The 24,968-nt window shown below is 72.3% G+C and carries 24 protein-coding genes and 5 pseudogenes; 15 read left to right on the top strand and 14 right to left on the bottom strand.

Annotated features, from left to right (window positions below):
• Positions 1-9: 9 nt before the first annotated feature.
• From QUE40_RS07595 to QUE40_RS07605, 3 genes are read right to left on the bottom strand one after another with little or no spacing between them, the layout of a single operon-like run.
• The gene (locus QUE40_RS07595; RefSeq protein ID WP_142005128.1) at positions 10-1,254 is read right to left on the bottom strand and encodes an amidohydrolase family protein; all 1,245 of its coding nucleotides are present in this window, start codon (positions 1,252-1,254) and stop codon (positions 10-12) included.
• Positions 1,251-1,571: a hypothetical protein gene (locus QUE40_RS07600; protein WP_142005129.1), complete on the bottom strand. Its 321-nt coding sequence runs from the start codon at positions 1,569-1,571 to the stop codon at positions 1,251-1,253. Before QUE40_RS07600 ends, QUE40_RS07595 begins: the two co-directional genes overlap by 4 nt.
• Positions 1,558-1,935, bottom strand: coding sequence for a Rieske (2Fe-2S) protein (locus QUE40_RS07605; RefSeq protein ID WP_142005130.1), 378 nt, complete (start codon positions 1,933-1,935; stop codon positions 1,558-1,560). The genes QUE40_RS07600 and QUE40_RS07605 overlap by 14 nt, the downstream gene beginning before the upstream one ends.
• Positions 1,936-2,012: 77 nt before the next feature.
• On the opposite strand from QUE40_RS07605, the gene QUE40_RS07610 reads away from it, so the two are divergent.
• The gene (locus QUE40_RS07610) at positions 2,013-3,074 is read left to right on the top strand and encodes an AraC family transcriptional regulator (RefSeq protein ID WP_350227097.1); all 1,062 of its coding nucleotides are present in this window, start codon (positions 2,013-2,015) and stop codon (positions 3,072-3,074) included.
• Between the two features lie 240 nt (positions 3,075-3,314).
• On the opposite strand, the gene QUE40_RS19050 is transcribed toward QUE40_RS07610, so the two are convergent.
• Positions 3,315-3,494: a Rossmann-fold NAD(P)-binding domain-containing protein gene (locus QUE40_RS19050; protein ID WP_350227098.1), complete on the bottom strand. Its 180-nt coding sequence runs from the start codon at positions 3,492-3,494 to the stop codon at positions 3,315-3,317.
• A 465-nt stretch (positions 3,495-3,959) separates the two neighbouring features.
• On the opposite strand from QUE40_RS19050, the pseudogene pafA reads away from it, so the two are divergent.
• From pafA to QUE40_RS07630, 3 genes and pseudogenes are all read left to right on the top strand, one after another.
• Positions 3,960-5,320 (top strand): annotated as a pseudogene (pafA, locus tag QUE40_RS07620) (Pup--protein ligase).
• Positions 5,321-5,381: 61 nt separating this feature from the next.
• Entirely contained in the window at positions 5,382-6,407 is a 1,026-nt protein-coding gene (locus QUE40_RS07625; RefSeq protein WP_142005134.1) for an FKBP-type peptidyl-prolyl cis-trans isomerase, read from the top strand.
• A 36-nt stretch (positions 6,408-6,443) separates the two neighbouring features.
• Positions 6,444-6,863, top strand: a complete 420-nt coding sequence (locus QUE40_RS07630; RefSeq protein WP_289232775.1) for an FKBP-type peptidyl-prolyl cis-trans isomerase — start codon at positions 6,444-6,446, stop codon at positions 6,861-6,863.
• Positions 6,864-6,866: 3 nt separating this feature from the next.
• Here QUE40_RS07630 and QUE40_RS07635 read toward each other — a convergent pair whose 3' ends face one another.
• Positions 6,867-7,949, bottom strand: a complete 1,083-nt coding sequence (locus tag QUE40_RS07635) for a DUF3866 family protein (RefSeq protein ID WP_289232776.1) — start codon at positions 7,947-7,949, stop codon at positions 6,867-6,869.
• A 42-nt stretch (positions 7,950-7,991) separates the two neighbouring features.
• Between QUE40_RS07635 and QUE40_RS19835 the strand changes: the two genes are divergently transcribed.
• From QUE40_RS19835 to QUE40_RS07660, 6 genes and pseudogenes are all read left to right on the top strand, one after another.
• Positions 7,992-8,624 (top strand): helix-turn-helix transcriptional regulator, encoded by a 633-nt coding sequence (locus QUE40_RS19835; RefSeq protein WP_491018188.1) that lies wholly within the window; start codon positions 7,992-7,994, stop codon positions 8,622-8,624.
• A gap of 17 nt (positions 8,625-8,641) precedes the next feature.
• Entirely contained in the window at positions 8,642-8,977 is a 336-nt protein-coding gene (locus QUE40_RS19840; RefSeq protein WP_491018189.1) for a WCX domain-containing protein, read from the top strand.
• Complete coding sequence (locus tag QUE40_RS07645) at positions 8,977-9,951, top strand: helix-turn-helix transcriptional regulator (RefSeq protein WP_289232777.1); 975 nt, start codon at positions 8,977-8,979, stop codon at positions 9,949-9,951. Before QUE40_RS19840 ends, QUE40_RS07645 begins: the two co-directional genes overlap by 1 nt.
• Before the next feature lie 60 nt (positions 9,952-10,011).
• Positions 10,012-10,494, top strand: a complete 483-nt coding sequence (locus QUE40_RS07650; RefSeq protein WP_289232778.1) for a twin-arginine translocase TatA/TatE family subunit — start codon at positions 10,012-10,014, stop codon at positions 10,492-10,494.
• 39 nt (positions 10,495-10,533) lie between these two features.
• The gene (tatC, locus tag QUE40_RS07655; RefSeq protein ID WP_142005139.1) at positions 10,534-11,379 is read left to right on the top strand and encodes a twin-arginine translocase subunit TatC; all 846 of its coding nucleotides are present in this window, start codon (positions 10,534-10,536) and stop codon (positions 11,377-11,379) included.
• A 27-nt stretch (positions 11,380-11,406) separates the two neighbouring features.
• A pseudogene (locus QUE40_RS07660) lies at positions 11,407-14,213 on the top strand (DEAD/DEAH box helicase).
• Positions 14,214-14,405: 192 nt separating this feature from the next.
• Here QUE40_RS07660 and QUE40_RS07665 read toward each other — a convergent pair.
• Positions 14,406-14,957, bottom strand: a complete 552-nt coding sequence (locus QUE40_RS07665) for a PH domain-containing protein (RefSeq protein ID WP_142005141.1) — start codon at positions 14,955-14,957, stop codon at positions 14,406-14,408.
• 39 nt (positions 14,958-14,996) lie between these two features.
• A pseudogene (locus QUE40_RS07670) lies at positions 14,997-15,940 on the bottom strand (5'-3' exonuclease).
• A 62-nt stretch (positions 15,941-16,002) separates the two neighbouring features.
• On the opposite strand from QUE40_RS07670, the gene QUE40_RS07675 reads away from it, so the two are divergent.
• The gene (locus QUE40_RS07675; RefSeq protein ID WP_142005143.1) at positions 16,003-16,476 is read left to right on the top strand and encodes an Lrp/AsnC family transcriptional regulator; all 474 of its coding nucleotides are present in this window, start codon (positions 16,003-16,005) and stop codon (positions 16,474-16,476) included.
• 13 nt (positions 16,477-16,489) lie between these two features.
• Here QUE40_RS07675 and QUE40_RS07680 read toward each other — a convergent pair whose 3' ends face one another.
• The 5 genes and pseudogenes from QUE40_RS07680 to QUE40_RS19055 all read right to left on the bottom strand — a co-directional run bounded on the left by QUE40_RS07680 (position 16,490) and on the right by QUE40_RS19055 (position 19,173).
• Positions 16,490-16,651 (bottom strand): helix-turn-helix domain-containing protein, encoded by a 162-nt coding sequence (locus QUE40_RS07680; protein WP_289232779.1) that lies wholly within the window; start codon positions 16,649-16,651, stop codon positions 16,490-16,492.
• Positions 16,648-17,507 (bottom strand): annotated as a pseudogene (locus QUE40_RS19635) (SCO6745 family protein). The gene QUE40_RS07680 and the pseudogene QUE40_RS19635 overlap by 4 nt, the downstream one beginning before the upstream one ends.
• Positions 17,398-17,883 (bottom strand): Cys-tRNA(Pro) deacylase, encoded by a 486-nt coding sequence (gene ybaK / locus QUE40_RS07695; RefSeq protein ID WP_289233037.1) that lies wholly within the window; start codon positions 17,881-17,883, stop codon positions 17,398-17,400. The pseudogene QUE40_RS19635 and the gene ybaK overlap by 110 nt, the downstream one beginning before the upstream one ends.
• A gap of 296 nt (positions 17,884-18,179) precedes the next feature.
• The gene (locus QUE40_RS07700) at positions 18,180-18,854 is read right to left on the bottom strand and encodes an MFS transporter (RefSeq protein WP_350227099.1); all 675 of its coding nucleotides are present in this window, start codon (positions 18,852-18,854) and stop codon (positions 18,180-18,182) included.
• Positions 18,787-19,173, bottom strand: a complete 387-nt coding sequence (locus tag QUE40_RS19055) for an MFS transporter (RefSeq protein ID WP_350227100.1) — start codon at positions 19,171-19,173, stop codon at positions 18,787-18,789. Before QUE40_RS19055 ends, QUE40_RS07700 begins: the two co-directional genes overlap by 68 nt.
• Before the next feature lie 384 nt (positions 19,174-19,557).
• Here QUE40_RS19055 and lnt point away from each other — a divergent pair, with 384 nt between their 5' ends.
• The 3 genes from lnt to QUE40_RS07715 are packed head-to-tail and all read left to right on the top strand — an operon-like array spanning position 19,558 to position 22,468.
• Positions 19,558-21,123 carry an apolipoprotein N-acyltransferase gene (gene lnt / locus QUE40_RS07705; RefSeq protein ID WP_142005147.1) on the top strand — a complete coding sequence of 522 codons (1,566 nt, stop codon included), beginning with the start codon at positions 19,558-19,560 and terminating at the stop codon, positions 21,121-21,123.
• Positions 21,110-21,919, top strand: coding sequence for a polyprenol monophosphomannose synthase (locus tag QUE40_RS07710; RefSeq protein ID WP_142005148.1), 810 nt, complete (start codon positions 21,110-21,112; stop codon positions 21,917-21,919). The genes lnt and QUE40_RS07710 overlap by 14 nt, the downstream gene beginning before the upstream one ends.
• Positions 21,920-21,964: 45 nt before the next feature.
• On the top strand, positions 21,965-22,468 hold the full coding sequence (locus tag QUE40_RS07715) for an FxsA family protein (protein ID WP_289232782.1): 504 nt from the start codon (positions 21,965-21,967) through the stop codon (positions 22,466-22,468).
• Positions 22,469-22,565: 97 nt separating this feature from the next.
• On the opposite strand, the pseudogene QUE40_RS07720 reads toward QUE40_RS07715, so the two are convergent.
• Both QUE40_RS07720 and QUE40_RS07725 read right to left on the bottom strand, forming a co-directional pair.
• Positions 22,566-22,924 (bottom strand): annotated as a pseudogene (locus QUE40_RS07720) (RNA polymerase-binding protein RbpA).
• A 211-nt stretch (positions 22,925-23,135) separates the two neighbouring features.
• Positions 23,136-24,458, bottom strand: coding sequence for an MFS transporter (locus QUE40_RS07725; RefSeq protein WP_350227101.1), 1,323 nt, complete (start codon positions 24,456-24,458; stop codon positions 23,136-23,138).
• Between the two features lie 192 nt (positions 24,459-24,650).
• On the opposite strand from QUE40_RS07725, the gene QUE40_RS07730 reads away from it, so the two are divergent.
• Positions 24,651-24,860: a CsbD family protein gene (locus tag QUE40_RS07730; RefSeq protein WP_142005152.1), complete on the top strand. Its 210-nt coding sequence runs from the start codon at positions 24,651-24,653 to the stop codon at positions 24,858-24,860.
• Positions 24,861-24,968 lie beyond the last annotated feature (108 nt).

The raw sequence follows: 24,968 nt of genomic DNA on the forward strand, positions 1-24,968 counted from the left end.
GGCCGGCCCTCAGGCTCCGGCGAGGTGCGCCGGGTCGGGCAGCTTGTCGGTGCCGAAGAGCCGCTGCGCGTTGCGGCCGAGGATGTTGTCGCGCGCGGTCTCCGACAACCCGTCGATCGTCATGATCCGGGCCGGCGGGTCGAAGTCCCAGTGCGGCCAGTCCGAGGAGTAGAGCAAGGTCTGCTCGGCGTTCATCATGTCGAGCGTCTGGCGCAGCGCCTGCGGGTGGCTCACCTCCAGCGGCTGCGTCGTGTAGTACATCTCGCGCATGTACTCGCTGGGGAACTTCTCCAGCAGCGGAGCGTCCGAGACGCGCAGCAGGTACTCGTGGTCGAGCCGCTGCATGAGGAACGGGATCCACGCCAGGCCGCTCTCGATCCAGATGACGTCGAGGCCGGGGAAGCGCTCCGGCAGCCCGTTGAACAGCCAGTTGGACAGGTGCGTCATGTTGCACGTCACGAACGACATGGCGTGCACCGCGGTGAACCTGTTCATCGTCTTGGTCCAGGAGTCGCCCCAGTTGGGACCGGCGTGGAAGCCCAGCGGCATGCCGTGCTTCTCCAGCTCGGCGTAGACCGGCATGTAGGCGTTCTCGTGGACGCTGAAGAAGCGCTGGCTCGTGATGAGGAAGCCCAGCACGCCCGGGTGGTCGTGGTAGAGCCGGATCGTCTCGATCGCCGCGTCCGGGTCGGTGATCGGCAGGCCCAGCATCGTCTTGATCCGCGGGTCGCGGCCGAGCACCTTCTCGGTGAACCACTTGTTGTACGCCATGATCAGCGCGGTCGCGATGCGCGGGCTCGGGTGCATCCCGATGCCGAGCATCGTCTGCGGGAAGACCACCTGGTAGTCGATCCCGAGCGCGTCGATCGCCCGCTCGGTCACGGTGTAGGACTGTCCCTCACCCTCCGGCACCGGCTCGCGCCGCTCGGGGGCGTGCGGGATGCGTCCGCCGACCTCCTGGAAGCGCAGGCCCGGCATGTCGGCGGTCAGGGCGAACTCGCGCGCACCCGACACCGACTCGGCGATCCCGCGGCCGTAGTCGCGCAGCACCTCGTCGTCGAGGTTGCCGAGCACCTCGTCCCACTCGAGGATCTCCTCGTGGTGGGAGTCGATGTCGACGATCAACCGGTCGCGCAGCCCGAAGGTCTCGATGTCCCTGGTCGCGTTGCGCAGGATCTCCCGGGTGTCGCTGCTGAAGTCCAGCTGCTGCACGGGGTGCCGGGTCACCCGGGGCTGGTCGGCCGTCGTGCTCATGCTGCTCCTTCCCCGGTCTGGCTCTGCCAGAGCGTCAGGTCGAAGGTGTTCAGGTTCTCCGCGTCCATCAGCGCGGTGATCAGGGCGACCGCGTTGGTCGCGGTCAGCCCCTCGGTCGCGACCGGCACCTTCCCGCCCGAGGCCTGGCAGGCGCCGGCATAGATCCGGGCGGTGTCGGTGACCAGCCGCGACAGGGCGTCGGGCGTCAGGGCGAGGGGCTCGCCGGCCTGGACCCGCTCCACCAGGGCGTGCAGCCGGTCGATGTGGTCGACCAGCTCGGTCGACGGTTCGGTGGTGGTGGTCTCAGACGTGGACACGGATGTGCCCTCCTTCCTCGGTGACCTCGACCGGGCTCAGCGCCACGGCGGCGGTCGAGGCGTGCTGACCCGTGGTGATGACGAACTCCGCCCCGTGCCAGGGGCAGACGAGATGCATCTCGCTGCGGTCGTACTCCATGCCCTTGGCGAGGTGGTCCTCGATGCGCTCGCGCACCTTGGGCATGATCCGGCCCTGGCAGACCGGCCCTCCCTGGTGCGGGCAGACGTTGTCGTAGGCGTACAGCCGGCCCTCGACCCGGAAGATGCCGATGGTGCGGTCGTCGACGTCGACGACCAGGCGGCCCAGCTCCGGGACGTCGGACGAGACGCCGACGTCGACGCCGGCACTCCGTGTCCTGCTCATGCGCGCTCCTCTCGTTGCTCGGCGTTATTGTTGACACTGTCAATAAACGCCGGTGCGAGCGTCGGAGCGAGGTCGAGATGGGACCGGTGATGGTAGAAACGCGCGGCGGCCGGGACGACCTGGGGATCGCCGTGGTCCGGCTGGGGCGCGACCTGGGGGAGCCGGTGGCGCAGGTGCTGCCCGAGCGGCTCGCGACGCACGAGCTGATCCTGGTGCTCGAGGGCGCCGGCTCGGTGGAGGTCGACCGCACCGAGCACGCCTGCGGCCCGGGCACGGTGCTGCTCGTGCGTCCGGGGCAGGTGCAGCGGGTGGCCACGGTGTCGGACGGCCGGCCGGAGTGGCGCGAGGCGATCGCCGTGCGGTTCGCCGGCAGCTTCCCGCGCAGCGTGTCGATCAGCCTGCCGGACGTCGCCGACGAGGCCTTCGGTGCCCGTCGGTGGAACCTGACCGGGCGCGAGCTGGAGACGGTCGGCGCCGGCTTCGCCTGCCTGGCCGAGGAGTACGCCCGGGTCGGCGACGACGCGAGCGGCACCTCGGTCGAGCTGCTCCGGCTGACCCTCACCTCGGTGCTGCTGCGGCTCACCCGGGTGCGCAGCGAGGAGACCGGCGCGGGCTCGCTCTCCCCGGGCTACCACGCCTTCCGGCGCGAGCTGGAGCGGTCGTACGCCACCGTGCACACCACGAAGGCCTACGCCGACCGGCTGGGCTTCTCGCCCCGCGCGCTCAACGAGGTCTGCCGCGCCGCCGCGGGCCACACCGCCAAGGAGCTGATCGACGCGCGCATCGTGCTGGAGGCGCAGCGGCTGCTGGCCGACACCGACCTGCCGGTCGCCGCGATCGGGCGGCGGCTCGGCTACGATGAGGCCACCAACTTCGGGAAGTTCTTCCTGCGCTGCACCGGCACGACACCGGGGAGTTCCGGCGCCGGCTGGCGCCACGCTGAGCGCGAGCGGCGCCGGGGGCCTCAGGCCTCCAGGAGGCCGCGCTCCTCGTGGGCGGTCAGACCCGCGCGGCGCGGACGGCCCGGGCCGTGCCGCAGCTCCCAGGCGAGCACGTCGGCCACGGTCTCGGCGAGCGGCCGGCGGCGCAGGCCCAGCGCGGGTGCCCGGTCGCCGCGCCGGGCGGTGAACCCGGCGTAGTCGGGCAGCGGCAGCCACAGCGGCAGCGACCGCGGCCCCATCCACGGGGCCACCTCGTGCTCGGCGAGCCACTCGGGGAGCGCGCCACCACCGGTCCCTGGTGGCCGGTGACCTCGCGCACCAGGCTCAGGTAGTCGGGGAGGCGCACCTGCTCGCCGACCGCGTCGACCACCCCGCTGACCTGCCGCTCGGCCGCCTCGACGAGCCAGGCCGCCAGGTCGCGCACGTCGAGCTGCTGGGTCACCAGGTCGGGGAGTCGGGAACCAGCACCGAACCGTCGTCGGTGGCCGGATGGGCAAAACGCAACGGCCAGTAGCCCGTTCGGCCACTGACGTCACCCGGTCCGGCGATGAGACCGGCGCGCGCGACGAGCACCCGGTCCGCGCCCAGCGTCGCGAGCAGGTGCTGCTCGGCGGCCACCTTGCCCTCGGCGTAGCGCTCCTCGGTCCACCGCTCGTCGGGCGACAGGGCCGGGCGCAGCTGCGCCGACTCGTCGGCGCCGGGGTGCGCTCGTCGGCGTAGACGCTGCTGGTCGAGACGAAGACCCAGTGGCCCGCCCGCGAGGAGAGCGCCTCGGTCGCGGTGCGCACGTGCTGCGGGTCGCGCGCGACGTCGACGACGGCGTCGAACGCGCCGGTGAGGCCGGCGTACCCCTCGACCGCGTCGCGGTCGCCGCGCACCAGCGTGGCGCCCTCGGGCACCTGACCCGACTCGCCGCGCGCCAGGCACACCACCTCGTGCCCGCGGCGCAGCGCCTCGGCCGCCACCTGACCGCCCACCCACGCCGTGCCGCCCAGCACCAGAAGTCGCATGGGCTCACCCGACCACAGCCGACACGGGTGGCGCCAGCGATCGGCCCGCGCGGACCGCGACTAGAGTCGTTGCATGGAACGGCGGATCTTCGGCATCGAGAACGAGTACGGCGTCACGTGCACGTTCCACGGGCAGCGCAGGCTGACGCCCGACGAGGTCGCCCGCTACCTCTTCCGCAAGGTCGTCAGCTGGGGCCGCTCCAGCAACGTGTTCCTCGGCAACGGCGCCCGGCTCTACCTCGACGTCGGCAGCCACCCGGAGTACGCCACCGCCGAGTGCGACGACGTGCACCAGCTGGTGGTCCACGACAAGGCGGGGGAGCGGATCATCGAGGGCCTGGTCGAGGACGCCCAGGCGCGCCTCGTCGACGAGGGCATCGAGGGTCAGATCTACGTCTTCAAGAACAACACCGACTCCGCGGGCAACTCCTACGGCTGCCACGAGAACTTCCTGATCTCGCGCAAGGGGAGTTCCAGACGGTGAGCGACGTGCTCATCCCGTTCCTGGTCAGCCGGCAGATCACCTGCGGCTCGGGCAAGATCGCCATGCTCGGCCAGACACCGACGTACTGCGTGAGCCAGCGGGCCGACCACATCTGGGAGGGCGTCTCCAGCGCCACGACCCGCTCGCGACCGATCATCAACACCCGCGACGAGCCGCACGCCGACGCCGAGCGCTATCGCCGGCTGCACGTCATCGTCGGCGACTCGAACATGAGCGAGACCACGACGCTGCTCAAGGTCGGGTCGGCCCACCTGGTGCTGCGGATGATCGAGGACGGCGTCGTGATGCGCGACCTGACCCTGGAGAACCCGATCCGGGCGATCCGCGAGATGAGTCACGACATCACCGGTCGCACGCCGGTGCGCCTCGCCAACGGCCGTGAGCTGTCGGCGCTGCAGCTGCAGAGCGAGTACTTCACCAAGGCGCGGGAGTACGTCGACCGCGAGGGGGTGACCGACAGCGTCACCAAGCAGGTGATGGACCTGTGGGAGCGCACCCTCACCGCCATCGAGACCGACCGGCTGAGCCTGGTCGACACCGAGATCGACTGGGTGATCAAGCACAAGCTGCTCGACTCCTACTCCCGCAAGCACGGGCTCTCGCTCGGCGACCCGCGCATGCTGCAGCTCGACCTCGCCTACCACGACATCAACCGGCGGCGCGGGCTGTTCTACCTGCTGCAGCGCCGCGGTCAGGTCGCCCGGATCAGCACCGACCTGGAGGTCTTCGAGGCCAAGACCTTCCCGCCGCAGACCACCCGGGCCAAGCTGCGCGGCGACTTCATCCGCGCGGCGCAGGCCAAGCGGCGCGACTTCACCGTCGACTGGGTGCACCTGAAGCTCAACGACCAGGCCCAGCGCACGGTGCTGTGCAAGGACCCGTTCCAGGCGTCCGACCCGAGGGTGCAGCGGCTCGTCGACGGCATGTAGGGCCCGCACAGCCGCGGGGGTTAGTCTGAGCCGTCCTTCCGACGACGATGAGGTTTCCTTCGTGCGCTCCACCCGACTGCGGCTGGTTGCCGCTGCCGTTGTTCCGCTCGCGCTCCTGACGGCCTGTGGCGACGACGCCACCGACGCCGCGTCCTCGAGCAGCCCCACCACGGCGGCCTCGCCGCTCACGGTCGCGCCCGACAAGGTCACGCCGATCACGGCGGCCGCGGTCTCCCAGAGCAACCCGGCCAAGCCGACCATGAAGCTGTCCACGACGCCGTTCCAGGTCAACGCGACCACGACGAAGGTGACCAAGCAGGGCACCGGCAAGACCGTCGGCGCCAAGGACATCGCGTACGTCTCCTACGTCGCCGTCAACGGCACGTCCGGCAAGACGATCGAGTCGACCTTCGGCAAGCCGAACGCCGCGTTCAACCTCGGCAACCCCGGCACCTTCCCCGGCCTGGTCAAGGCGCTCAAGGGCAAGAAGGTCGGCACCGAGATGGTCGTCGCGGTGCCGCCGTCCGAGGGCTTCGGCGCCCAGGGCAACAAGCAGGTCGGCATCACGAGCAAGGACACGATGGTGTTCTTCGTGAAGGTCAACGACTCGATGCCGCTGCTCACCGAGATCAAGGGCAAGGAGAAGCAGCCCAGCGACGAGAACCTGCCCAGGGCCACCGTCCCCGCCGGCGCGGGCAAGGAGGCCAAGATCACCGAGCCCAAGACCAAGGAGCGCCCCACCAAGACGGTCAGCGAGGAGCTGATCACCGGTGAGGGTCCCAAGGTCGTCGAGGGCCAGACCGTGCTGGTCTCCTACACCGGCAAGATCTGGGGCGGCAAGGTCTTCGACTCCACCGCCAAGCAGGGCGGGCAGCCGGCCACCTTCGCGCTGCAGACCGGCAGCGCCGGCGGCCAGCAGGGCGTCGTCCCCGGCTTCGTGAAGGGTCTGGCGGGCCACCCGGTCGGCAGCCGCGTGCTGGTCGTCATGCCCCCGGCCGACGGCTACGGCAAGACCGGCAACCCGCAGGCCGGCATCAAGGGCACCGACACGCTGATCTTCGTGGTCGACATCCTCGCCGCGATCTGAGCCACCGAACCCACCACCGCACGCCAAGGAGCTCCCATGCCGTTCGACCCCAGCACCACCAAGCCCGAGATCGACTTCCCCGGCGACACCCCGCCGACCGAGCTGGTCATCGAGGACATCACCGAGGGCGACGGCCCCGAGGCGGCCCCCGGCGACACCGTCAAGGCGCACTACGTCGGTGTCGCCTGGTCGACCGGCGAGGAGTTCGACGCCTCCTGGAACCGCGGCGCGCCGCTGGACTTCCAGGTCGGCGTCGGCCAGGTCATCCAGGGCTGGGACGAGGGCATCGTCGGCATGAAGGTCGGCGGCCGGCGCAAGCTGATCATCCCGCCGGAGCTCGGCTACGGCGACCGCGGCGCCGGCGGGGCGATCAAGCCCGGCGAGACGCTGATCTTCGTCGTGGACCTGGTCGCCACCAACAAGCCCGGCGCCGGCCGCGCCTTTGGCTTGGGTTAGTCCCTAGAGCAAGCTCGCTGCGTGGCGGCCGGCGGCGGCGGCGGCCAGGAACGCCGCCTCGTCGGCGTCCAGGTCGCGGCCCATCGTGCGCAGCGGCACCGGTGACGCCTCGAGCGCCCGGCGCAGCCCCTCGACCGGCACGTCGACCCGGCGCAGTCGGTCGTCGCTGAGCGCGACCATCGCATCGGCCTGATCGGAGACGGTCGCGCCGAGCGGCCCGGCCAGCCCCGGCACCGGGAGGTCGGCGGGCACCCGGGCGACACGGGCGTACGCCGTCGTCGAGTGGTGCGAGACGCCCCGGTGACGCTCGCGCGGGTCGGCCTGCGACACGCGCAGCGCGGCGACGCCGCGGCCGCCGAGCACGTGGGTGGCGTTCAGTGCCTCGCCCGCGGCCACGCCGGAGAAGCCCCATCGGGTGCCGGTGCCGAGGTTGCCCGGGCCCTGGCTCAGCACGACGACGTCGGCCCCGAGCACCGCCCGGGCCGCGAGCAGCCCGGAGTGCACGGTGACCGCCTCCAGGTCCCCGCCGTACGCCTGCCCCACCGTCACCGAGCCGGCCAGCCACCCCGCGTCGCGCAGGCCGGCGACCGTGCGGGAGAAGGCGATCGGCAGCGCGCCGCCGTCGCTCATGACGTAGGCGACCCGCGGCTCGCGCCCCGCCGCCTCGCGCAGGCCGGCGACGACCGCCGGCAGCGCCGAGTGCAGGTCGGCGACCACGACCGGGAGCCCGCCCAGGTCGTCGGCCTCGCGCAGCAGGTCGTGGTGCGGCGACTCCTGCTCGTCGGCGCCGAGGACCATCGTCTGGGTGGGGGTGTAGCGCGCCTTGACCACGTGGCCGGGCGCGGGCGGCGGGTCCTCGGGCAGTGCGTCGGGCAGCGCCACGACCAGCGCGAAACCGCCGGTGCCGAGCCCGCGCTCGAGGGCGGCGACGTTGAGCAGCACCCGGTCGCCGACCGTGGGCTCGCCGACCTCGTCGAGATAGGTCAGCGCGCGCACCTGCTGCTCGCCGACCCGCACCAGGTGCTCCACGGTGCCGGCCGACCGGGACAGCTCCTGCTCGACCACGCCCTCGCGCCACCTGATCACGCGTCGCACGCTAGTACGAACTCCCTCGCTAGGGTTGGGGGCATGGCTGCGGCAACCTCACCAGCGCACAAGACCGAGCGACTGCTCAACCTGGTCATCTGCCTGCTCTACACGCGCCAACCGCTCGCCAAGCAGCAGATCCGCGCCGCCGTGCCGCAGTATGCCGAGGTCGCCTCCGACGAGTCGTTCGACCGGATGTTCGAGCGCGACAAGGACGAGCTGCGCGACCTGGGGATCCCGCTGCGCACCGAGGCGGTCGACGCGTTCTTCGACGACGAGACCGGCTATCGCATCGACCAGCGCGAGTACGCCCTTCCCGAGATCACCTTCGAGGCCGACGAGCTCACGGTGCTGGGCCTCGCGGCGCGCACCTGGCAGCAGGCGAGCCTCGGCGGCCCCGCCGCGCAGGCGATGCGCAAGCTGCGCGCGCAGGACGTCACCCGCGACGAGGCGTCGGTGCTCGCCCTCGAGCCGCGGGTGCGCACGACCGAGGCGGCGTTCGAGCCGATGAAGAACGCCGCGCTGCGCCACCAGGTCGTGACCTTCGACTACCGCAAGGGGCGCGGCGCGCCGGAGGGGCGACGGCTGCAGCCGTGGGCGGTCACCAGCTGGCACGGCCACTGGTACGCCACCGGGTTCGACCTCGACCGCGACGCCCCCGGGTGTTCCGGCTGAGCCGGGTGGTCGGTGCCGTGCGGACGCAGGGCAAGCCCGGCGCGTACGCCGTGCCCGACGACCACGACGCCGTCGCCATGATCGCCGCCACCGGCGACGCCGGGGCCACCACCCGGGCGCGGCTGCAGGTGCGCACCGGCGCCGGCAACACGCTGCGCCGCAGCGCGACGGACGTCCGCCGGGTCGACGACGACTGGGACGAGCTCACCGTGGAGCGCACCGACCTCGGGGCCCTGGTGGCCGAGGTGTGCGGCTTCGGGCCCGCGGTGCTGGCGCTGGAGCCGCCGGAGCTGGTCGAGCAGGTGGGGGCCCGGCTCGACGCGCTCGTCGCCGCGCACGGAGGGGCGAGCTGATGGCCGCGCCGGAGAGTGCGACCGCGCGCCTGGCGCGGCTGCTGACGATGGTGCCGTGGCTGGTCAACCGCCAGGGCATCGACCTGCAGCAGGCCGCGCGCGAGCTCGGGGTCAGCCCCGAGCAGATCGAGGCGGACCTGCTGCTGCTGTTCGTCTGCGGCACCCCGGGCCACCTGCCCGACGACCTCATCGAGGCCGAGTGGGAGGACGGCCACGTCTACCTGCGCAACGCCGACACCATCGCCCGCCCGCTGCGGCTCGACCGCGACGAGGCGCTGGCGCTGATCGTCGGGCTGCGCACCCTGCTCGACGTGCCGGGGCTGGGGGAGCGGGCCGCGGTCGAGCGCGCCCTGGCCAAGCTCACCGAGGCCACCGGCGAGACCGCCGGCGACACCGGCCGGGTGCGGGTGGCCCTCGACGACGACGCCTCCGACACCGTGCTGCCGGTCGTGCGCCAGGCGCTGGAGCAGGACCGGCGGCTGCACCTGCGATACCTGGTCGCGGCGCGTGACGAGGCCACCGAGCGCGACGTCGACCCGATGCGGGTGCTGAACATCGACGGCCACTGGTACCTCGAGGGTTGGTGCCACCGCGCGCAGGACCAGCGGCTGTTCCGGCTCGACCGCGTCGAGCGCGTCGCGCTGCTCGACGAACCCGGCACCCCGCCGGCCGACGCGCGCCCGCGCGAGCTCGACGGCGGCGTGTTCCAGCCCTCACGCGAGGACCTGCTGGTGCGGCTGCGCCTCGCGCCGGGCGCGAGCTGGGTCGCCGAGTACTACCCCGTCGAGCGGGTCGAGGAGACCGACGACGGCGCGAGCGTGGTCGACCTGCGGGTCGCCGACCCCGCGTGGGTGGTCTCGCTGGTGTGGCGGCTGGGCGGCCAGGCCACGGTGCTGGAGCCCGCCGAGATCGCCGAACGGGTGCGGGCGGGCGCGGCCGAGGCGCGCGCGGCGTACGCCTCCGAGTCTGCGTAGACTGAAACAGGTCCACCACAAGGGTGGGCTCGCTCCCACCGATCGGAAGAGGCGCCTGACGTGGCACGACTGTTCGACAACCCGATGGCCGTGATCATCCTGGTCCTGATCATCGTCGTCGTCTTCGGCTGGAAGCGTCTGCCCGACGCCGCCCGCAGCCTGGGTCGCTCGACCAAGATCCTCAAGAGCGAGCTCGGCGACCTGGGTGACAGCAAGGCTTCCCGCGAGACGGTGCAGGGCGAGACCCGGCAGCCGGGCCAGGGCGCGACGCCCGCCGGCGGACCGGTCCCCGGCGAGAGCGCTCCGGGCCAGGGCTACCAGACCCCGCCGCAGAGCCCGCAGGGCGCGGGCCAGGGCTACCAGACCCCGCCGCAGAGCCCGCAGGGCGCGGGCCAGGGCTACCAGCAGCCGACGTACGGCCAGCCGCAGCAGCCGGGCGGCCAGCAGCAGCCCCAGCAGCCCGGCGGGCAGCAGGAGGCGCCGCACTACCAGCCCCCGCAGTACCAGCCGCCCCAGCAGGGCGGCGGCCAGCAGGGCCGCTGAGCGCGCCCCGCCGGCACCCCTTGACGCGCAGCCTCTGACATGGCGCTGCTTCGGCGCAGGGCCGACAACCCCGAAGCCCGGATGTCGCTCGGTGAGCACTTCCGGGAGTTCCGCAACCGCCTGCTGATCTCGGCGACCGCGATCCTGGTCGGCGGGATCGTCGGCTGGATCCTCTACGACCCGGTGAGCATCGGCTCGTGGCGCTTCGACGGCGTCTGGAACTACATCATCGCGCCGATGAACGAGTACCAGCGGCGCAACCCGGGCAGCGAGATCCAGCCCAACTTCGGGCAGGCCACCCAGGCGTTCAGCCTGCGGATGAAGATCGCCTTCTTCGTCGGGCTCATCCTGTCCAGCCCGGTGTGGCTGTGGCAGATCTGGGGCTTCCTCGTGCCCGGCATGACCAAGCGCGAGAAGAAGGTCGCGCGGCTGTTCATCGTCACGGCGGTGCCGCTGTTCCTCGCCGGCTGCCTGTTCGGCGGCACGGCGATCACGAACATCCTCGAGGTGCTCTACAACTTCACCCCCGACACCGCGACGAACATCGTCGACGCGACCTACTACGTCAACTTCGTCACCAAGTTCATCCTGGTGATGGGGCTGTCGTTCCTGCTGCCGGTGATCCTGATGGCGCTCAACACCATCCGGATCCTCCCGGGGCGGATCATGCTCAAGGGGTGGCGCATCGCGATCATCGGCATCGCGGTGTTCGCGGCCATGATGTCGCCGACGCCCGACGCGTGGTCGATGTTCGTGGTGATGATGCCGATGGTGATCCTGTACTACGGCGCCTGCTTCCTCGCGATCCAGATCGACAAGCGCCGCGAGAAGCGTGAGCGGCCCGACTGGCTGGACCTGCCGGACGACCAGGCCTCCGAGATCTGAGCCGCGCGCCGACATACGCTCGGGGGTATGCCCACCTCGCCTGCCGAGAGCTATGCCGCCGCGCGCGACCGGCGCCGGTTCGACAGCACCCACCTCGGCCGCTTCGCGCAGGGATACGACTTCCCGCTCGACGACTTCCAGGTGCGCGGCTGCGCCGCCGTGCAGGACGGCCGCGGCGTGCTCGTCGCCGCCCCCACCGGGTCGGGCAAGACGGTGGTGGGGGAGTTCGCCTGCTTCCTGGCCCTGCACACCGGCCGCAAGACCTTCTACACCACGCCGATCAAGGCGCTGTCGAACCAGAAGTACACCGACCTGGTGCAGCGGCACGGCGCGGCGAACGTCGGTCTGCTCACCGGCGACTCCTCGATCAACGGCGAGGCGCCCATCGTCGTGATGACCACCGAGGTGCTGCGCAACATGCTGTACGCCGGCAGCAGCACCCTCGACGAGCTCGGCTTCGTGGTCATGGACGAGGTGCACTACCTCGCCGACCGGTTCCGCGGCGCGGTCTGGGAAGAGGTCATCATCCACCTGCCGGAGTCGGTGCAGGTCATCTCGCTGTCGGCGACGGTGAGCAACGCCGAGGAGTTCGGCGACTGGCTGACCGAGGTGCGCGGCGACACCGAGGTCATCGTCGAGGAGCACCGGCCGGTGCCGCTGTGGCAGCACATGATGGTCGGGCGCGACCTGATGGACCTGTTCGTCGAGGAAGACCGAGCCGGCGAGGGTGACGACGACGCGGCCCTGGCCGTCAACCCCGAGCTGCTGCGCCGCATCCAGCGCGCCGACGCCGACGCCCGGCCGCGGCGCGAGGACGCCGGTGCGCCCCGCGGGCGGCGCGGCCGCCAGACCCGGGGCCGCCGCGGTGGCCCGCCGCCGCGCGGTGGCCGGCCGGGCGGCGGTCCGAGCCGCGCGGAGGTCATCGACCGCCTCGACCGCGACGGGCTGCTGCCGGCGATCACCTTCATCTTCAGCCGGGTCGGCTGCGACGCCGCGGTCGGGCAGCTGCTCGCCTGGGGCACCCAGCTGATCCCCGAGGAGGAGGGGCGCAAGATCCGCCGGCTCGTCGAGGAGCGGGTGGCCGGGCTGCCCGAGGAGGACCTCGGCGTCCTCGGCTACTGGGACTTCGTCGAGGGCCTGTCCCGCGGGTTCGCCGCGCACCACGCCGGGATGCTGCCGACCTTCCGCGAGATCGTCGAGGAGCTGTTCACCGCCGGCCGGATCAAGGCGGTCTTCGCCACCGAGACCCTGGCCCTCGGCATCAACATGCCGGCGCGCACCGTCGTGCTCGAGCGGCTGGTGAAGTTCAACGGCGAGAACCACGTCGAGATCACCCCGGCCGAGTTCACCCAGCTCACCGGTCGCGCCGGCCGCCGCGGCATCGACGTCGAGGGCCACGCGGTCGTGCTGCACCACCGCGGCGTCGACCCCGAAGCGGTCGCCGGCCTCGCCTCGACCCGCACCTACCCGCTGCGCTCGAGCTTCGTGCCGACCTCCAACATGGCCGTCAACCTGCTCGACCGGGTCGGTCGCGGCCCGGCCCGTGAAGTGCTGGAGTCATCGTTCGCCCAGTTCCAGGCCGACCGCGCGGTCGTCGGCATCTCGCGCGCGATCCGGCGCAACGAGGAGGGCCTGGAGGGTTACGCCGACGCGATGCGCTGCCACCTCGGCGACTTCGCCGAGTACGCGCGCATGCGCCGCGAGCTCAGCGACCTGCAGAAGCAGGCGCACAAGCGCCGGGCGGGCAGCCTGCGCGCCGCCGCCGCCCAGTCGCTGACCCGGCTGCAGCCCGGCGACGTCGTACGCATCCCCACCGGGCGGCGGGCCGGTCTCGCCGTCGTCATCCCGGGCCGGCGCGGCTCGCAGCGCGGCGGCGGAGACCCGCTGGTGCTGACCCTCGACGCGCAGATCCGCAGCCTCGGCGAGAGCGACGTCACCGAGCCGGTCGAGCCGATCGCCCACCTCGACGTGCCCCGCACGTTCAGCGGCCGCAGCCCCCGGTCGCGCCGCGACCTCGCGGCCACGCTACGGGCGAAGGTGCCGCACGACCCGCCGCGCCGGCCCTCCGCGGCCCGCGACGAGGGCGAGGACGACGCCGAGCGCGCCGAGATCGAGCGGCTGCAGGCCGCGCTCAAGGCGCACCCGTGCCACGAGTGCCCCTACCGCGAGGACCACGCGCGCTGGGCCGAGCGGTGGTGGCGCCTGGAGCGCGAGACCGAGGGGCTGCGGCGCAAGGTCAGCAACCGCACGCACACGGTCGCGCGCACGTTCGACCGCATCTGCGACCTGCTGGCCGAGCTGGGCTACCTCGACGAGGACGGCCAGAAGGTCACCGACGACGGGCGCATGCTGCAGCGCATCTACACCGAGAAGGACCTGCTCGCGGCCGAGTGCCTGCGCCGCGGGGTCTGGCGCGGGCTCGACCCGGCCTCGCTCGCCGCCGTCGTCAGCACGCTGGTGCACGAGCCCCGGCGCGAGGGGCCGACCTGGCGCCGCGCATGCCCACGGGCCAGGTGCAGGACGTCGTGCGCGAGATGGACAAGATCTGGAGCGACCTGGAGGACCAGCAGCGGCTGCACCGGCTCACGCCGATGAACCCGCCCGACGCCGGCATCGCCTGGATGGTCCACCGCTGGGCGAGCGGCCAGCGCCTCGAGGTGGTGCTGCGCGACAGCGAGCTGTCGGCCGGTGACTTCGTGCGCCGCTGCAAGCAGCTGGTCGACCTGCTCGACCAGGTCGCCGACGCCACCGCCGACCCGGCGCTGCGCAAGAGCGCCCGCAGCGCGGTCGACGCCGTGATGCGCGGTGTCGTCGCGGCCGACCGCCTCGACTGATCCGCGAACCCGCTGTCACGACGCCGTCATGACCGGCGTGCGTCTACGCCCGATGTCGGGGGTTGTGACGGCGTACGGCCCGCGCGGCGTGCGCCTACGCCCGATGTCGGGGGTTGTGACGGCGTACGGCCCGCGCGGCGTGCGCCTACGCTCGATATCGGGGGTTGTGGCCGGGCTGCGCGGCGTCGTACGTCAGTAGCGGCTGCCGCGCGGGCGGCGCGGCTCACCGGGCGGGTACTCCCCGTCGTCGGTGCCGTCGTCGACCTGGAACAGCAGCTCGTTCATGCGCACGTGCACCTGCTCGACGTCGGGGATGTCGTGCAGCCGCACGCCGGCCTTGTCGGTGGCGTCGGAGACGATGAGCGTGCCGCAGCCGAGGATCCGGTCCAGCAGGCCCTTCTCGTAGGTCACGTCGTTGATCCGGTAGAGCGGGATGTCGCGGCCGGAGCGGGTGACGATGCCCTCGCGGGTGATCAGCCGCCGGTTGGTGATGACGTAGATCGTGTGCCGCCACTTCATGATCGGCACGACGACCCACGCGATCGTCGCGAGCAGCGCGATCCCGAGCACCACCCAGGTCAGCCACCCGGGCCAGTCCTGGGAGCGCACCAGCCAGATCGCCCCGAGCGTCAGGGCCACGATCAGCACCAGCGCCAGGACCGGCAGCACGATCTTCTTGACGTGGGTGCGCAGCTCCAGCTCGACGCGTTCGCCCTGGGCCAGCAGCTTGTCCGAAAAGGCCATGGGCGCATGGTGCCACGGACCCGCGCGGGCCCGGGACGCTCAGGCCGGCAGCGGCGGGAGGTCGAGCGCGGCGAGCAGCCGGCCGACCGGGGTGCGCGCGTCGTACGTCTGCGCCAGCTCCGCGAGCCGGTCGGGGTCGGCGACGCGGGTCGGCAGCGCCGTGTCGAGCCCGTCGGGCACCGGCACGTCGAGCGCGACGTCGACGACCTTGGGTGCGACGTCGAGGTAGTCCGAGGCCGCCTCGAGCCGGGTGCGCTGGGCGCCCTTGAGCTGCGGGTCGCCGTCGGCGAGCGCGCGGCGGATCCCGGCGAGGTCGCCGTACCGGTTGATCAGCGTGGCCGCGGTCTTCTCGCCGATGCCGGCCACGCCCGGAAGCCCGTCGCTGGTGTCGCCGCGCAGCACCGCCATCTCGGCGTACGCACGGCCCCCGGTGATGCCGTACTTCGCCTGCAGGAACGACTCGTCGACCAGGTCGGGCTCACGCACCCCGCCGCGCGCGGTGTAGAGCACCCGCACGCTCTGCTCGTCGTCGGCGAGCTGGAACAGGTCGCGGTCGCCGGTCACGACGTCGACGGTCGAGACGCCGTGCGCCCGGTGCGCGAGCGTGCCGATGACGTCGTCGGCCTCGTAGCCGTCGACGCCGAGGCGGGTGATCCCGACCGCGGCCAGCAGGTCGACGATCACCGGCACCTGCGGGGTCAGCTCCTCGGGCGACTCCTCCTGCACGTCGCTGCCGTCGACCAACCGGTGGGTCTTGTACGACGGGATCGCCTCGACGCGGAACGCCGGCCGCCAGTCGTTGTCCCAGCACGCGACCAGGTCGGTCGGCGCATACGCGGTGACGAGCGTCGCGATCATGTCGGTGAAGCCGCGGACCGCGTTGTTCGGCGGCTGGTCGGGGAGTCTCGCCGGTCGGGCACCCCGTAGAACGCCCGGAAGTACAGCGAGGCCGAGTCCAGCAGCATGAGGCGGCGCGCAGTCATGCGGCACATGGTGGCAGGTCGTTCGCCCGCCGCGGGGCGGGCTTGGCCCTAGGGTGTCCGGCATGGAGGCACTGGACCGGCAGATCGTGCAGCTGCTGGCCCGCGACGGACGGATGAGCTTCACCGACCTCGGCCGGCACACGGGGCTGTCGACCTCGGCCGTGCACCAGCGGGTCCGCCGGCTCGAGGAGCGTGGCGTCATCCGCGGATACCGCGCCTCGCTCGACTACGAGCAGGCCGACCTGCCGCTCACCGCGCTGATCTCGGTGACGCCGTTCGACCCGGCTGCGCCCGACGACGTGCCGGAGCGGCTGACGCACATCACCGAGATCGACTCGTGCTACTCCGTCGCCGGTGACGAGAGCTACGTGCTGCTGGTGCGGGTGGCCTCGCCGTCGGCGCTGGAGGAGCTGCTCGCCAAGGTGAGGGCCGCGAGCAACGTCACGACCCGCACCACCGTCGTGCTCAGCACGCCGTGGGAGGACCGCTCGCCGATCGACCGCCCAGACGCCGTCGAGGTCGACGAAACCGCTTGAGCCGCAAGGCCGTTCAGCGCTTGGTGCCCGGCAGGATTCCGGCGTCGATCACGGCCTTGACGAACGGCCGCACCTCACCGAGCAGCTGCGCGGCGTCCTCGTCGCCGGCCCACACCGCGGCGTCGTCGGTGGCCGCCTCCATGGCGTCGTAGAGCGCGGCGCCCTCGTCGGTCATCGTCTCCGTGCCGTCCTCGAGCCGCAGCAGCCCGCGGTCGGCGAGCCGCCCGGCCGCCGCGAGCCACTGCTCCTCGCTCCAGCCGCGGGTGACCTGGGCGAGCTTGCGGCCCAGCCCCGCTTGCGCACCGCCGGGTCGGGGTGGCTCGCCTCGTGGAAGACGACGGCCTCGGTCGGTGCGAAGCCGGCCTGCACCAGCACAGCCAAATGGCCGTCGCCGCGCCACTCGCGCAGCACCGCCGTGGCGTGCCACAGCCCCAGGTGCGGCTGCTGCGGCCACGGCTGGGCCGCCCAGGCCGAGGCCAGCGGCCGCCCGGCGTACGTCTGTGCCTGGGCGACCCCGCGCAGCCGGGAGACGATCCCCGGCAGCGCCGGGTCGTCGACCCGGTCGCCCAGGGCCTCGCGCAGCGAGCGGTCGACGGCCTGCTCGCGCAGCGCCATCACCTGCTCCAAACCGTGCTCGCTCGCCCGGCGCCACGCCGGCTCGACCACCTCGGGGAGAAGTTGAAGAAGCACGCGGTGACGACCGACGGCGCCGCCGCGCCGAGCGGGCCGCCTCGGGCACCGGCGTACAGCGCGCTCCAGTCCAGACCCGCCGACTGGGCGAGCTCGCCGAGGTGCGGGCTGAAGTAGGCGAGCACGTGCAGCGGCTCGAGCGTCTCGTACGCCTGTCGCGCCGTCGCGCGAGCGGCGTCGTCGTGCTGGAACGGGACGGTCATGGGGAGTCCTCCGTCGTGGTGGGCGTGGTCAGGCTCGGGCGATGTCTGCGGTGGTCGCGTCGGTGACCCGGACCAGGTCGGCCGGTGCGAGCTCCAGGTCGAGTCCGCGACGGCCGCCGCTGACCAGCACGGTGCCATGCTCCAGGGCCGAGGTGTCGACGAGCGTGCGCAGCTGTCTGCGCTGACCGAACGGGCTGATGCCGCCGACGACATACCCGGACGAGCGCTCCGCGGCGCGCGGGTCGGCCATCGCCACCTTCTTGACGCCGAGCGCTGCGGCGACGGCCTTGAGGTCGACCTGGCCGGTCACGGGGACGATCGCGACGGCCAGGGCCGAACCGTCGTCGACCAGCAGCGTCTTGAGCACGCGGGCGGGGTCGACCCCCAGCGCGTCGGCGGCCTCCTGACCGAAGTCAGTCACCGCCGAGTCGTGGTGATAGCTGCGCTCGGCGAAGTCGACGCCGGCTGCCTGCAGGGCGGCAGCGGCGGGGGTGGGCGCGGACCGCTTGGCCATCACGAGTCTCCCGTCAGCACGACTCGGCCGGGCTCTCGGCGGCGTGGGCGCCGGTCCGTCGCGCACGTGCCTGCGCGCGCAGGGTGCGCCGGCGGGTGAGCACGTGCCAGGTCCACAGCAGCGCCGCGCCGACTGTGAGCGACAGCGCCGTCGCGGCGAGGCCGAGCCCCGAGCCGGAGACGGCGGGGAGACCGCCGAGCTGATCACCGCGCCCATGATCAGCTGGGTGAACGCCTGCACCGACGCGGCGGCCCCGCGCGCGTTGCCGGGCGCCCGGTCCAGGATCGCCAGGATCATCACCGGGAAGGTGAGCGCGATGCCGAACGAGGTGAGGCTCGGGCCCACGACGGCCCAGGGGAGGGCGACGTCGCCGGCCAGCGCGGCGTACACCACGTTGCCGAGGCCCGTGACGAGGCTGATCGCGAGGCCCAGCGTCGCGATGCGGCCCGGGTGGTGCGGCCGCCGAGGCGGCCGGCCACGTAGGACCCGACGACCAGGCCGCCGATCATCGGCACGAACAGCACCCAGTAGTCCTGCTCCCCACGGCCGAGGAGTCCCTCGACGATCGCCGGGGCGGAGGAGATGTAGAGGAACATCGCGCCGAAGTTGAGCCCCGTCGCGACGGCCAGCACGGTGGTCGGCAGGTCGCGGTAGCGCCGCGCCACCGACCGGATCACGGTGCCGGCGCGGAACGGCTGCCGGTCCTGCTCGGGCAGCGACTCGCGCAGCCCGAACGTCGCGGCCAGCGCGAGCCCGGCACCGAGCGCGGCGAGGAACCAGAAGATGGTGCGCCAGCCGTACGGCACGAGCAGGCCGCCCACGATGGGCGCCACGGCCGGGGCCGCGCCGAAGACCATCGTCACCTGGCTGAGCAGCCGCTGCGCGGCCGAGGCGTCGAGCAGGTCACGGATCATCGCGCGGCCGACGATCGTGCCGGCGCCGGCGAAGATCCCCTGGGCAGCACGGGCCACGAGCAGCAGGCCGAAGGAGGGCGAGCGCGCAGGCCACGGCGGTGACGGCGTACGCCGCGCACGAGGCGATGATCACCGGGCGGCGGCCGAAGGCGTCGGACAGCGGTCCGTGCAGCAGCGACATCAGCGCCAGGCTCACCAGGTAGACCGAGATCGTCTGCTGGAGCGCGGGCGCGGTCACGTCGAGCTCGTCGGCGATCGCGCCGAAACCGGGGAAGATCGTGTCGATGGTGAACGGCCCGATCATCGCCAGCAGCGCGAGCATCAGCACCAGTCCGACGCCGGCGCTCCTGCGGTCGGGGGCCGGGGTGCTCGTCACCGACCCATCCTGACGCACGCCCTCACGGCACCCGCCGGCCAGGTCAGCCCTCGGTCCGGGTTCGGCCATCGAGTCGTAAATTTCTTGGCCGCGAACGCATCGCGCTGACCTGCGAGAACGCGAGAATGCCCAGGTCAGCGGCCAGTTGACACGGTGTGCCTCGTCGGTAGATTGCCGTTCTAGCGCCGGTCCTTCCGAGCGACCGATGCACCAGACGATGGGCCCCTCGCCTAGTAGACAACAGGCGCGTTGCACCCGCTGCGCGTGACTGGCCCCAACGGCGAGGTGGCCCATCTGTCATGTCGGGGGAGGGGCCCGCTGGCCCGCGACGGCGCCGCGCGGGGCTCTCGGCGTTCGCCCAAGTTGGCCCCCTACGATCACGCCGTGCCGCTCCGCTCCCTCCTCGCGATCGCCGCCGGCCTGTGCCTGTGGCTGGCCCAGCCCGGACCGCAGATCTGGCCCCTCGCCCTCGTCGGTGTCGCGGGGCTCGCGTACGCCACGGCGGGCGTGGACCGGCTGCGCGACGGCTTCCTGCTCGGGGTGCTCACCGGGCTCGCCGCGTTCGTCCCGACGCTGAAGTGGAGCGGGATCTACGTCGGGCCGATGCCCTGGCTCGCGCTCAGCGCCTCGCAGGCGGTCTACGTCGGCTTCCTCGGCATCGCGCTGGCGCTGCTGCAGCGCGACGGGAGGGTACGCGTGCTGCTGGGTGCCGCCAGCTGGGTCGCCATGGAGTGGGCCCGGTCGACGACGCCGTTCGGCGGCTTCCCGTGGGCGCGGCTGGCCTTCTCGCAGGCCGAGTCGCCGCTGGTCCACCTGGCCTCGGTCGCCGGCGCCCCGGGCGTGACCTTCGTCGTCGCGGTGATCGGCGGGGCGCTCGCCCTGGCCGCGCAGCGCTGGCAGGCGCGCCGGTGGGGTGCGGGCCTGGTGCCGGTGGCGGCCGCGGGCGCGCTGGTGCTGGTGAGCATCCCGTGGCCGACGCCGACCGACGGCAAGCCGCTCACCGTGGCGGCGATCCAGGGCAACGTGCCCGCCCCGGGCCTGGACTTCAACGCCGAGCGGCGCGCGGTGCTGGACAACCACGCGGGGCTGACCCGGCAGGTCGCGAGCGACGCCGCCGCGGGACGCGGCCCCAGCCCCGACGTGGTCTTCTGGCCGGAGAACTCCTCCGACATCGACCCGCTGCGCAACCCGGACGCGCAGCAGGTCATCACCGACGCCGTGCGCGCGGCCGGGGTGCCGACCGTCGTCGGCGCCGTGCTGCAGGAGCCGGCCCCCAACGTCAGCAACACCTCGCTGCTGTACGGCCCCGACGGGCAGCTCCTGGACCGTTACGTCAAGCAGCACCCGGTGCCGTTCGCGGAGTACATCCCCTACCGCTCCTTCTTCCGGATGTTCACCGACAAGGTCGACCTGGTGCGCAACGACTTCACCGCGGGCACGGAGAGCACCGTCTTCCAGATCCCGACCCGCAGCGGCACGGTGCCCACCGCGCCGGTGATCTGCTTCGAGGTGGCCTACGACTCGCTCGTGCGCCAGCCGGTGCAGGACGGCGCCCAGCTGCTGCTGGTCCCGACCAACAACGCCACGTTCGGCTACTCCGACGAGTCGGTGCAGCAGCTGGCGATCTCCAAGCTGCGCGCCATCGAGACGGGCCGCAGCGTCGTGCACATCTCGACCGTCGGCGTCAGCGCGCTGATCCGCCCCGACGGCACCGTGACCCAGCAGTCGGGGCTGTTCACCCGCGACGCGCTGGTCGACGACGTGACGCTGCGCACCGAGCAGACGCTCGCCACCAAGGTGGGTCGCATCCCCGAGGTCGCGCTGAGCGTGTTCGCCGCGCTCGGCATGCTGGTCGCCTGGCGCAGCCGACGCGCCAGTAGGGTTCCTTCTCGTGCATCCCGGTCGGCCCGACCGGGGAGCGACGAGAAGGAAGCCGATGACAGGTCCTGACCCAGCCTCCCGTGCTGCGCGGCGGCGAGTCCTCGTGCTCGTCCCCACCTACAACGAGCGCGAGTCGCTCCCGACGATCGTGCGCCGGCTGCGCGCGTCGGTGCCGGCCGCCGACCTGCTGGTCCTCGAGGACAACTCGCCCGACGGCACCGGCGAGATCGCCGACCAGCTGGCCGCGGCCGACCCGCACGTGCAGGTCATGCACCGCACCGCCAAGGAAGGGCTGGGCGCGGCGTACCTCGCCGGTTTCGCCTGGGGCCTGGAGCGCGGCTACGACTTGCTCGTCGAGATCGACGCCGACGGCTCGCACCCGGCCGAGGTGCTGCCCCGGATGATCGAGGAGGCCGAGCACGCCGACGTCGTCATCGGTTCGCGGTACGTCCCCGGCGGCTCGGTCGTCAACTGGCCCTGGCACCGGCAGGCGCTGAGCCGCGGCGGCAACCTCTACATCAAGCTGCTGCTCGGCATGCCGGTCAACGACGCGACCGCGGGGTTTCGGGTCTATCGCGCCTCGGCGCTGCACACGATGGGCCTCCAGGCGGTCGAGTCGATGGGCTACTGCTTCCAGGCCGACCTCACCTGGCGCGCGACCCGGGCCGGTCTGCGGGTCGTCGAGGTGCCGATCCGGTTCGTCGAGCGCGAGGTGGGGGAGTCGAAGATGAACCCCGAGGTCGCCCGCGAGTCGCTCGTGCGGATCACCGAGTGGGGTGTCGGCTACCGGGCGCGGCAGGCGCGGAACATCGCGACCGGTGCCGCGCGTTCTCTCCACGAGAAGACCCGCAAGCCTCAGGAGTGAGCCCCGCATGAGCCACCCGTCACGTCCGCAGCAACCGAACCGGAAGTGGCGGGCCGCCGTGCCCTGTTCCTGCTCGCCGAGGTGCTCGTCGTGATCGGGCTGTTCCAGCTGATCGGCTGGTGGACGATCGTCGTGCTGCTGGCCATGTCGGCGCTGGGCCTGCTGGTCATCACCCGCAGCTCGCGCCGCGCCTGGCGCGACATCCGCACCATGCGCCGCACCGGCGTCGCGCCCGAGCGCACGGCCGGCGACGCCGGCTTCACGCTGGCCTCCGGCGTGCTGCTGATGATCCCGGGCGTGCTCAGCGGCCTGCTCGGTCTGCTGCTGCTCGTGCCGTTCACCCGCGTCGCCGTGCGCCGCACCGTCGGGGTCGTCGCGACCCGCAAGGTGCTCGGCGCGATGGGCGTGCGGGTGTACGACGGCGCCGGCACCCAGCTGTTCGGCGACGTCGTCCCGGGCGAGCGGGCCGAGCAGCCGCGCCCGACGTACGAGCAGGTGCCGCGCCAGGCCATCGAGGGCAAGATCGTCGATGGCGGCGGCAACCGCTGACTGGCGCTGACGCGACGCGCCCAGAGACGGCCCGAACGCGGGATCAGCCCGGTGACCTCGCGGTCACCGGGCTGATCTGTCGTATGCCTGCGCGGAGTCAGGCGGTGCGCTTGCGCCGCGGCTTCTCGCCACGGGTCTCGCGCAGCCAGGTCAGGCGCTCCTCCAGCAGCTCCTCGAGCTCGGGGATGGAGCGACGCTCCAGCAGCATGTCCCAGTGGGTGCGCTGGGGCTTGGTGGGCTTGCGCTCCGGCTCGGGCCCGTCGATCAGCTTGGCCTCGCGGCCGCACCGGCACTCCCAGATCGGGGGATCTCCGCCTCGACCGAGAACGGAAGCTCGCTGATGTGGCCCTCAGGGCAGGAGTACCGGGTGATCTGGCGCTCGGAGAACGCAACCCCCGCCTCGGACTCCAGCGACAGCGTGCTGAGGTTCGTCCCCCGCAATGAACGCTCTGCCATGTCATCTCCTCAATCGTCGCCGGGGCCGTGTCGTGGATGGGTGGACACGGTGTCGTGCTGTGCAACGACCGGAACCCTCTCGGTGTTCCGTGGACGTCCGAGCGGCGAACGGCCGCGCCCCGCCCGGCGGCGCGCCCGGGCGGAAAAAGCGTGACTGCATCAGGGACGGGCGGGGCGGCCGCCCGGTTGCATGATCTTCGTCACAGACGCGTCACACCACGCTGGGCATCGGGTTGCCGGCCTGGCGGATGCCCTCGCGGATGTCGCAGCGGGCGAGCAGCACGCCGCCGACCACGAAGAACAGCACCAGCGCGATGATCGACAGGCGGTAGGAGCCGGCCAGCTGGTAGACGAGGCCGAAGATCAGCGCGCCGAACCAGCTCGTGCCGCGCTCCATCGCCTGGTACAGGCTGAAGAACTCGCCCTCCCGGCCGCGCGGGATGAGCTGGCTGAACAGCGACCGGGCCAGGGCCTGGGTGCCGCCGAGCACGATGCCGATGCCGACGCCGAGGACCAGCCACAGCCCGAACTGCTGCTCGGGCATGAAGAAGGCGATGATCACCACGACGGTCCACAGCACCAGCCCGCCGAGGATGACGCGCTTGGCGCCGAGCCGGGCGGCGAGGCGGCCGAACAGCAGCGCGCCGCCGAACGCGACGAACTGCACGAGCAGCACGGTGGTGATCAGCTGGCTCTCGCCGAAGCCGAGCTCCTCCTGGCCGTAGAGGCTGGCGCTGGAGATGACGGTCTGGATGCCGTCGTTGAAGAACAGGTAGGCGACGAGGAACAGCAGCGTGTTGGGGTAGTGCCGCATCTCGCGGAAGGTGTCGGCGAGCTGGCGCAGGCTGCCGCCGACAACGCCCGCGCGCACGTCGACCGGCTTGGCGCGGGTGCCGTGCAGCGAGCGCAGCCCGAGATAGGGGATGAGCGTGAAGACCGCCCACCAGACGCCGGCGGACAGCAGGCTCACGCGCACGGCCTGCCCGCGGGTGAGGCCGAGCGAGTCGTACGCCGAGAGCAGCACGAGGTTGAGCGCGAGCAGGATGCCGCCGCCGAGATAGCCGAACGCCCACCCGCGGCTGGAGACCCGGTCACGCTCGTCGGGCCCGGCGATGCGCACCAGCAGGGAGTCGTAGACGACCAGCGAGGCGCCCAGGCAGATGTTGGCGATGATGATGAGCAGGACGCCCAGCTGCCAGTTGGTGCCCTGCACGAAGAACATCGACGCGGCGGCGATCGAGCCGGCCCAGGCGAAGCCGCCGAGCAGCCGGGTGGGGCGCGGCGAGCGGTCGGCGATGGCCCCGACGAAGATCAGCGTGATCGCCGACAGGATGGTCGCGACGGTGATGGTGTACGGCGCGAGCGAGCCTGGCGAGATCGGCAGCCCCAGCACCGACAGGTTGGTGCTGCACTGGGCGCCCTCGGCGAGGCCGGGGCAGGCGGCCTCCTTGGCGACCGCGGTGAGGTAGGGGAGATCAGGACGGTCGCGGTGGTGGTGACGTAGGCCGAGTTGGCCCAGTCGTACCAGTACCAACGACGCTGCAGCCGGCTCCGCTCGTCGGCGGGGAGATCGTGGGCGATCGTGGCCTCGGTCACGGGGGCAAGCGTGGCACAGCCGTCGCCGCACGCGCCCCATCCGTCACAACTTCATGCCTAGGGGTGTTGCATTCGGCGGTCCGTTTGGCGACAGTATGGGCACCAAAGTTCGCCTCACGAAGGAGCTGACATGGGTATCGGCGACAAGATCGGCAACATGGCGCAGGACGCCAAGGGCAAGGCTCAGGAGGCGCTCGGCAACGCCCGCGACGACGAGGGCCAGCAGGCCGAGGGTCGCGCGAACCAGTCCGAGGCTGACCTGAAGCAGGCCGGCGAGAACGTCAAGGACGGCGACTTCAAGGGCGCCGCCGGCGACGTCAAGGACTCCTTCAACAACTGAGTCTCCTCGCGCCGACAACAGCGCACGGCCGCCCCGACCTGCTCAAGGTCGGGGCGGCCGTTCTGTACGTCTGCCGCGCGATCCCGGCGACTCGCGCCGGTGACCGCC

Origin of the sequence: Barrientosiimonas endolithica, from assembly GCF_030296655.1 — a bacterium.
Classification (GTDB): domain Bacteria; phylum Actinomycetota; class Actinomycetes; order Actinomycetales; family Dermatophilaceae; genus Barrientosiimonas; species Barrientosiimonas humi.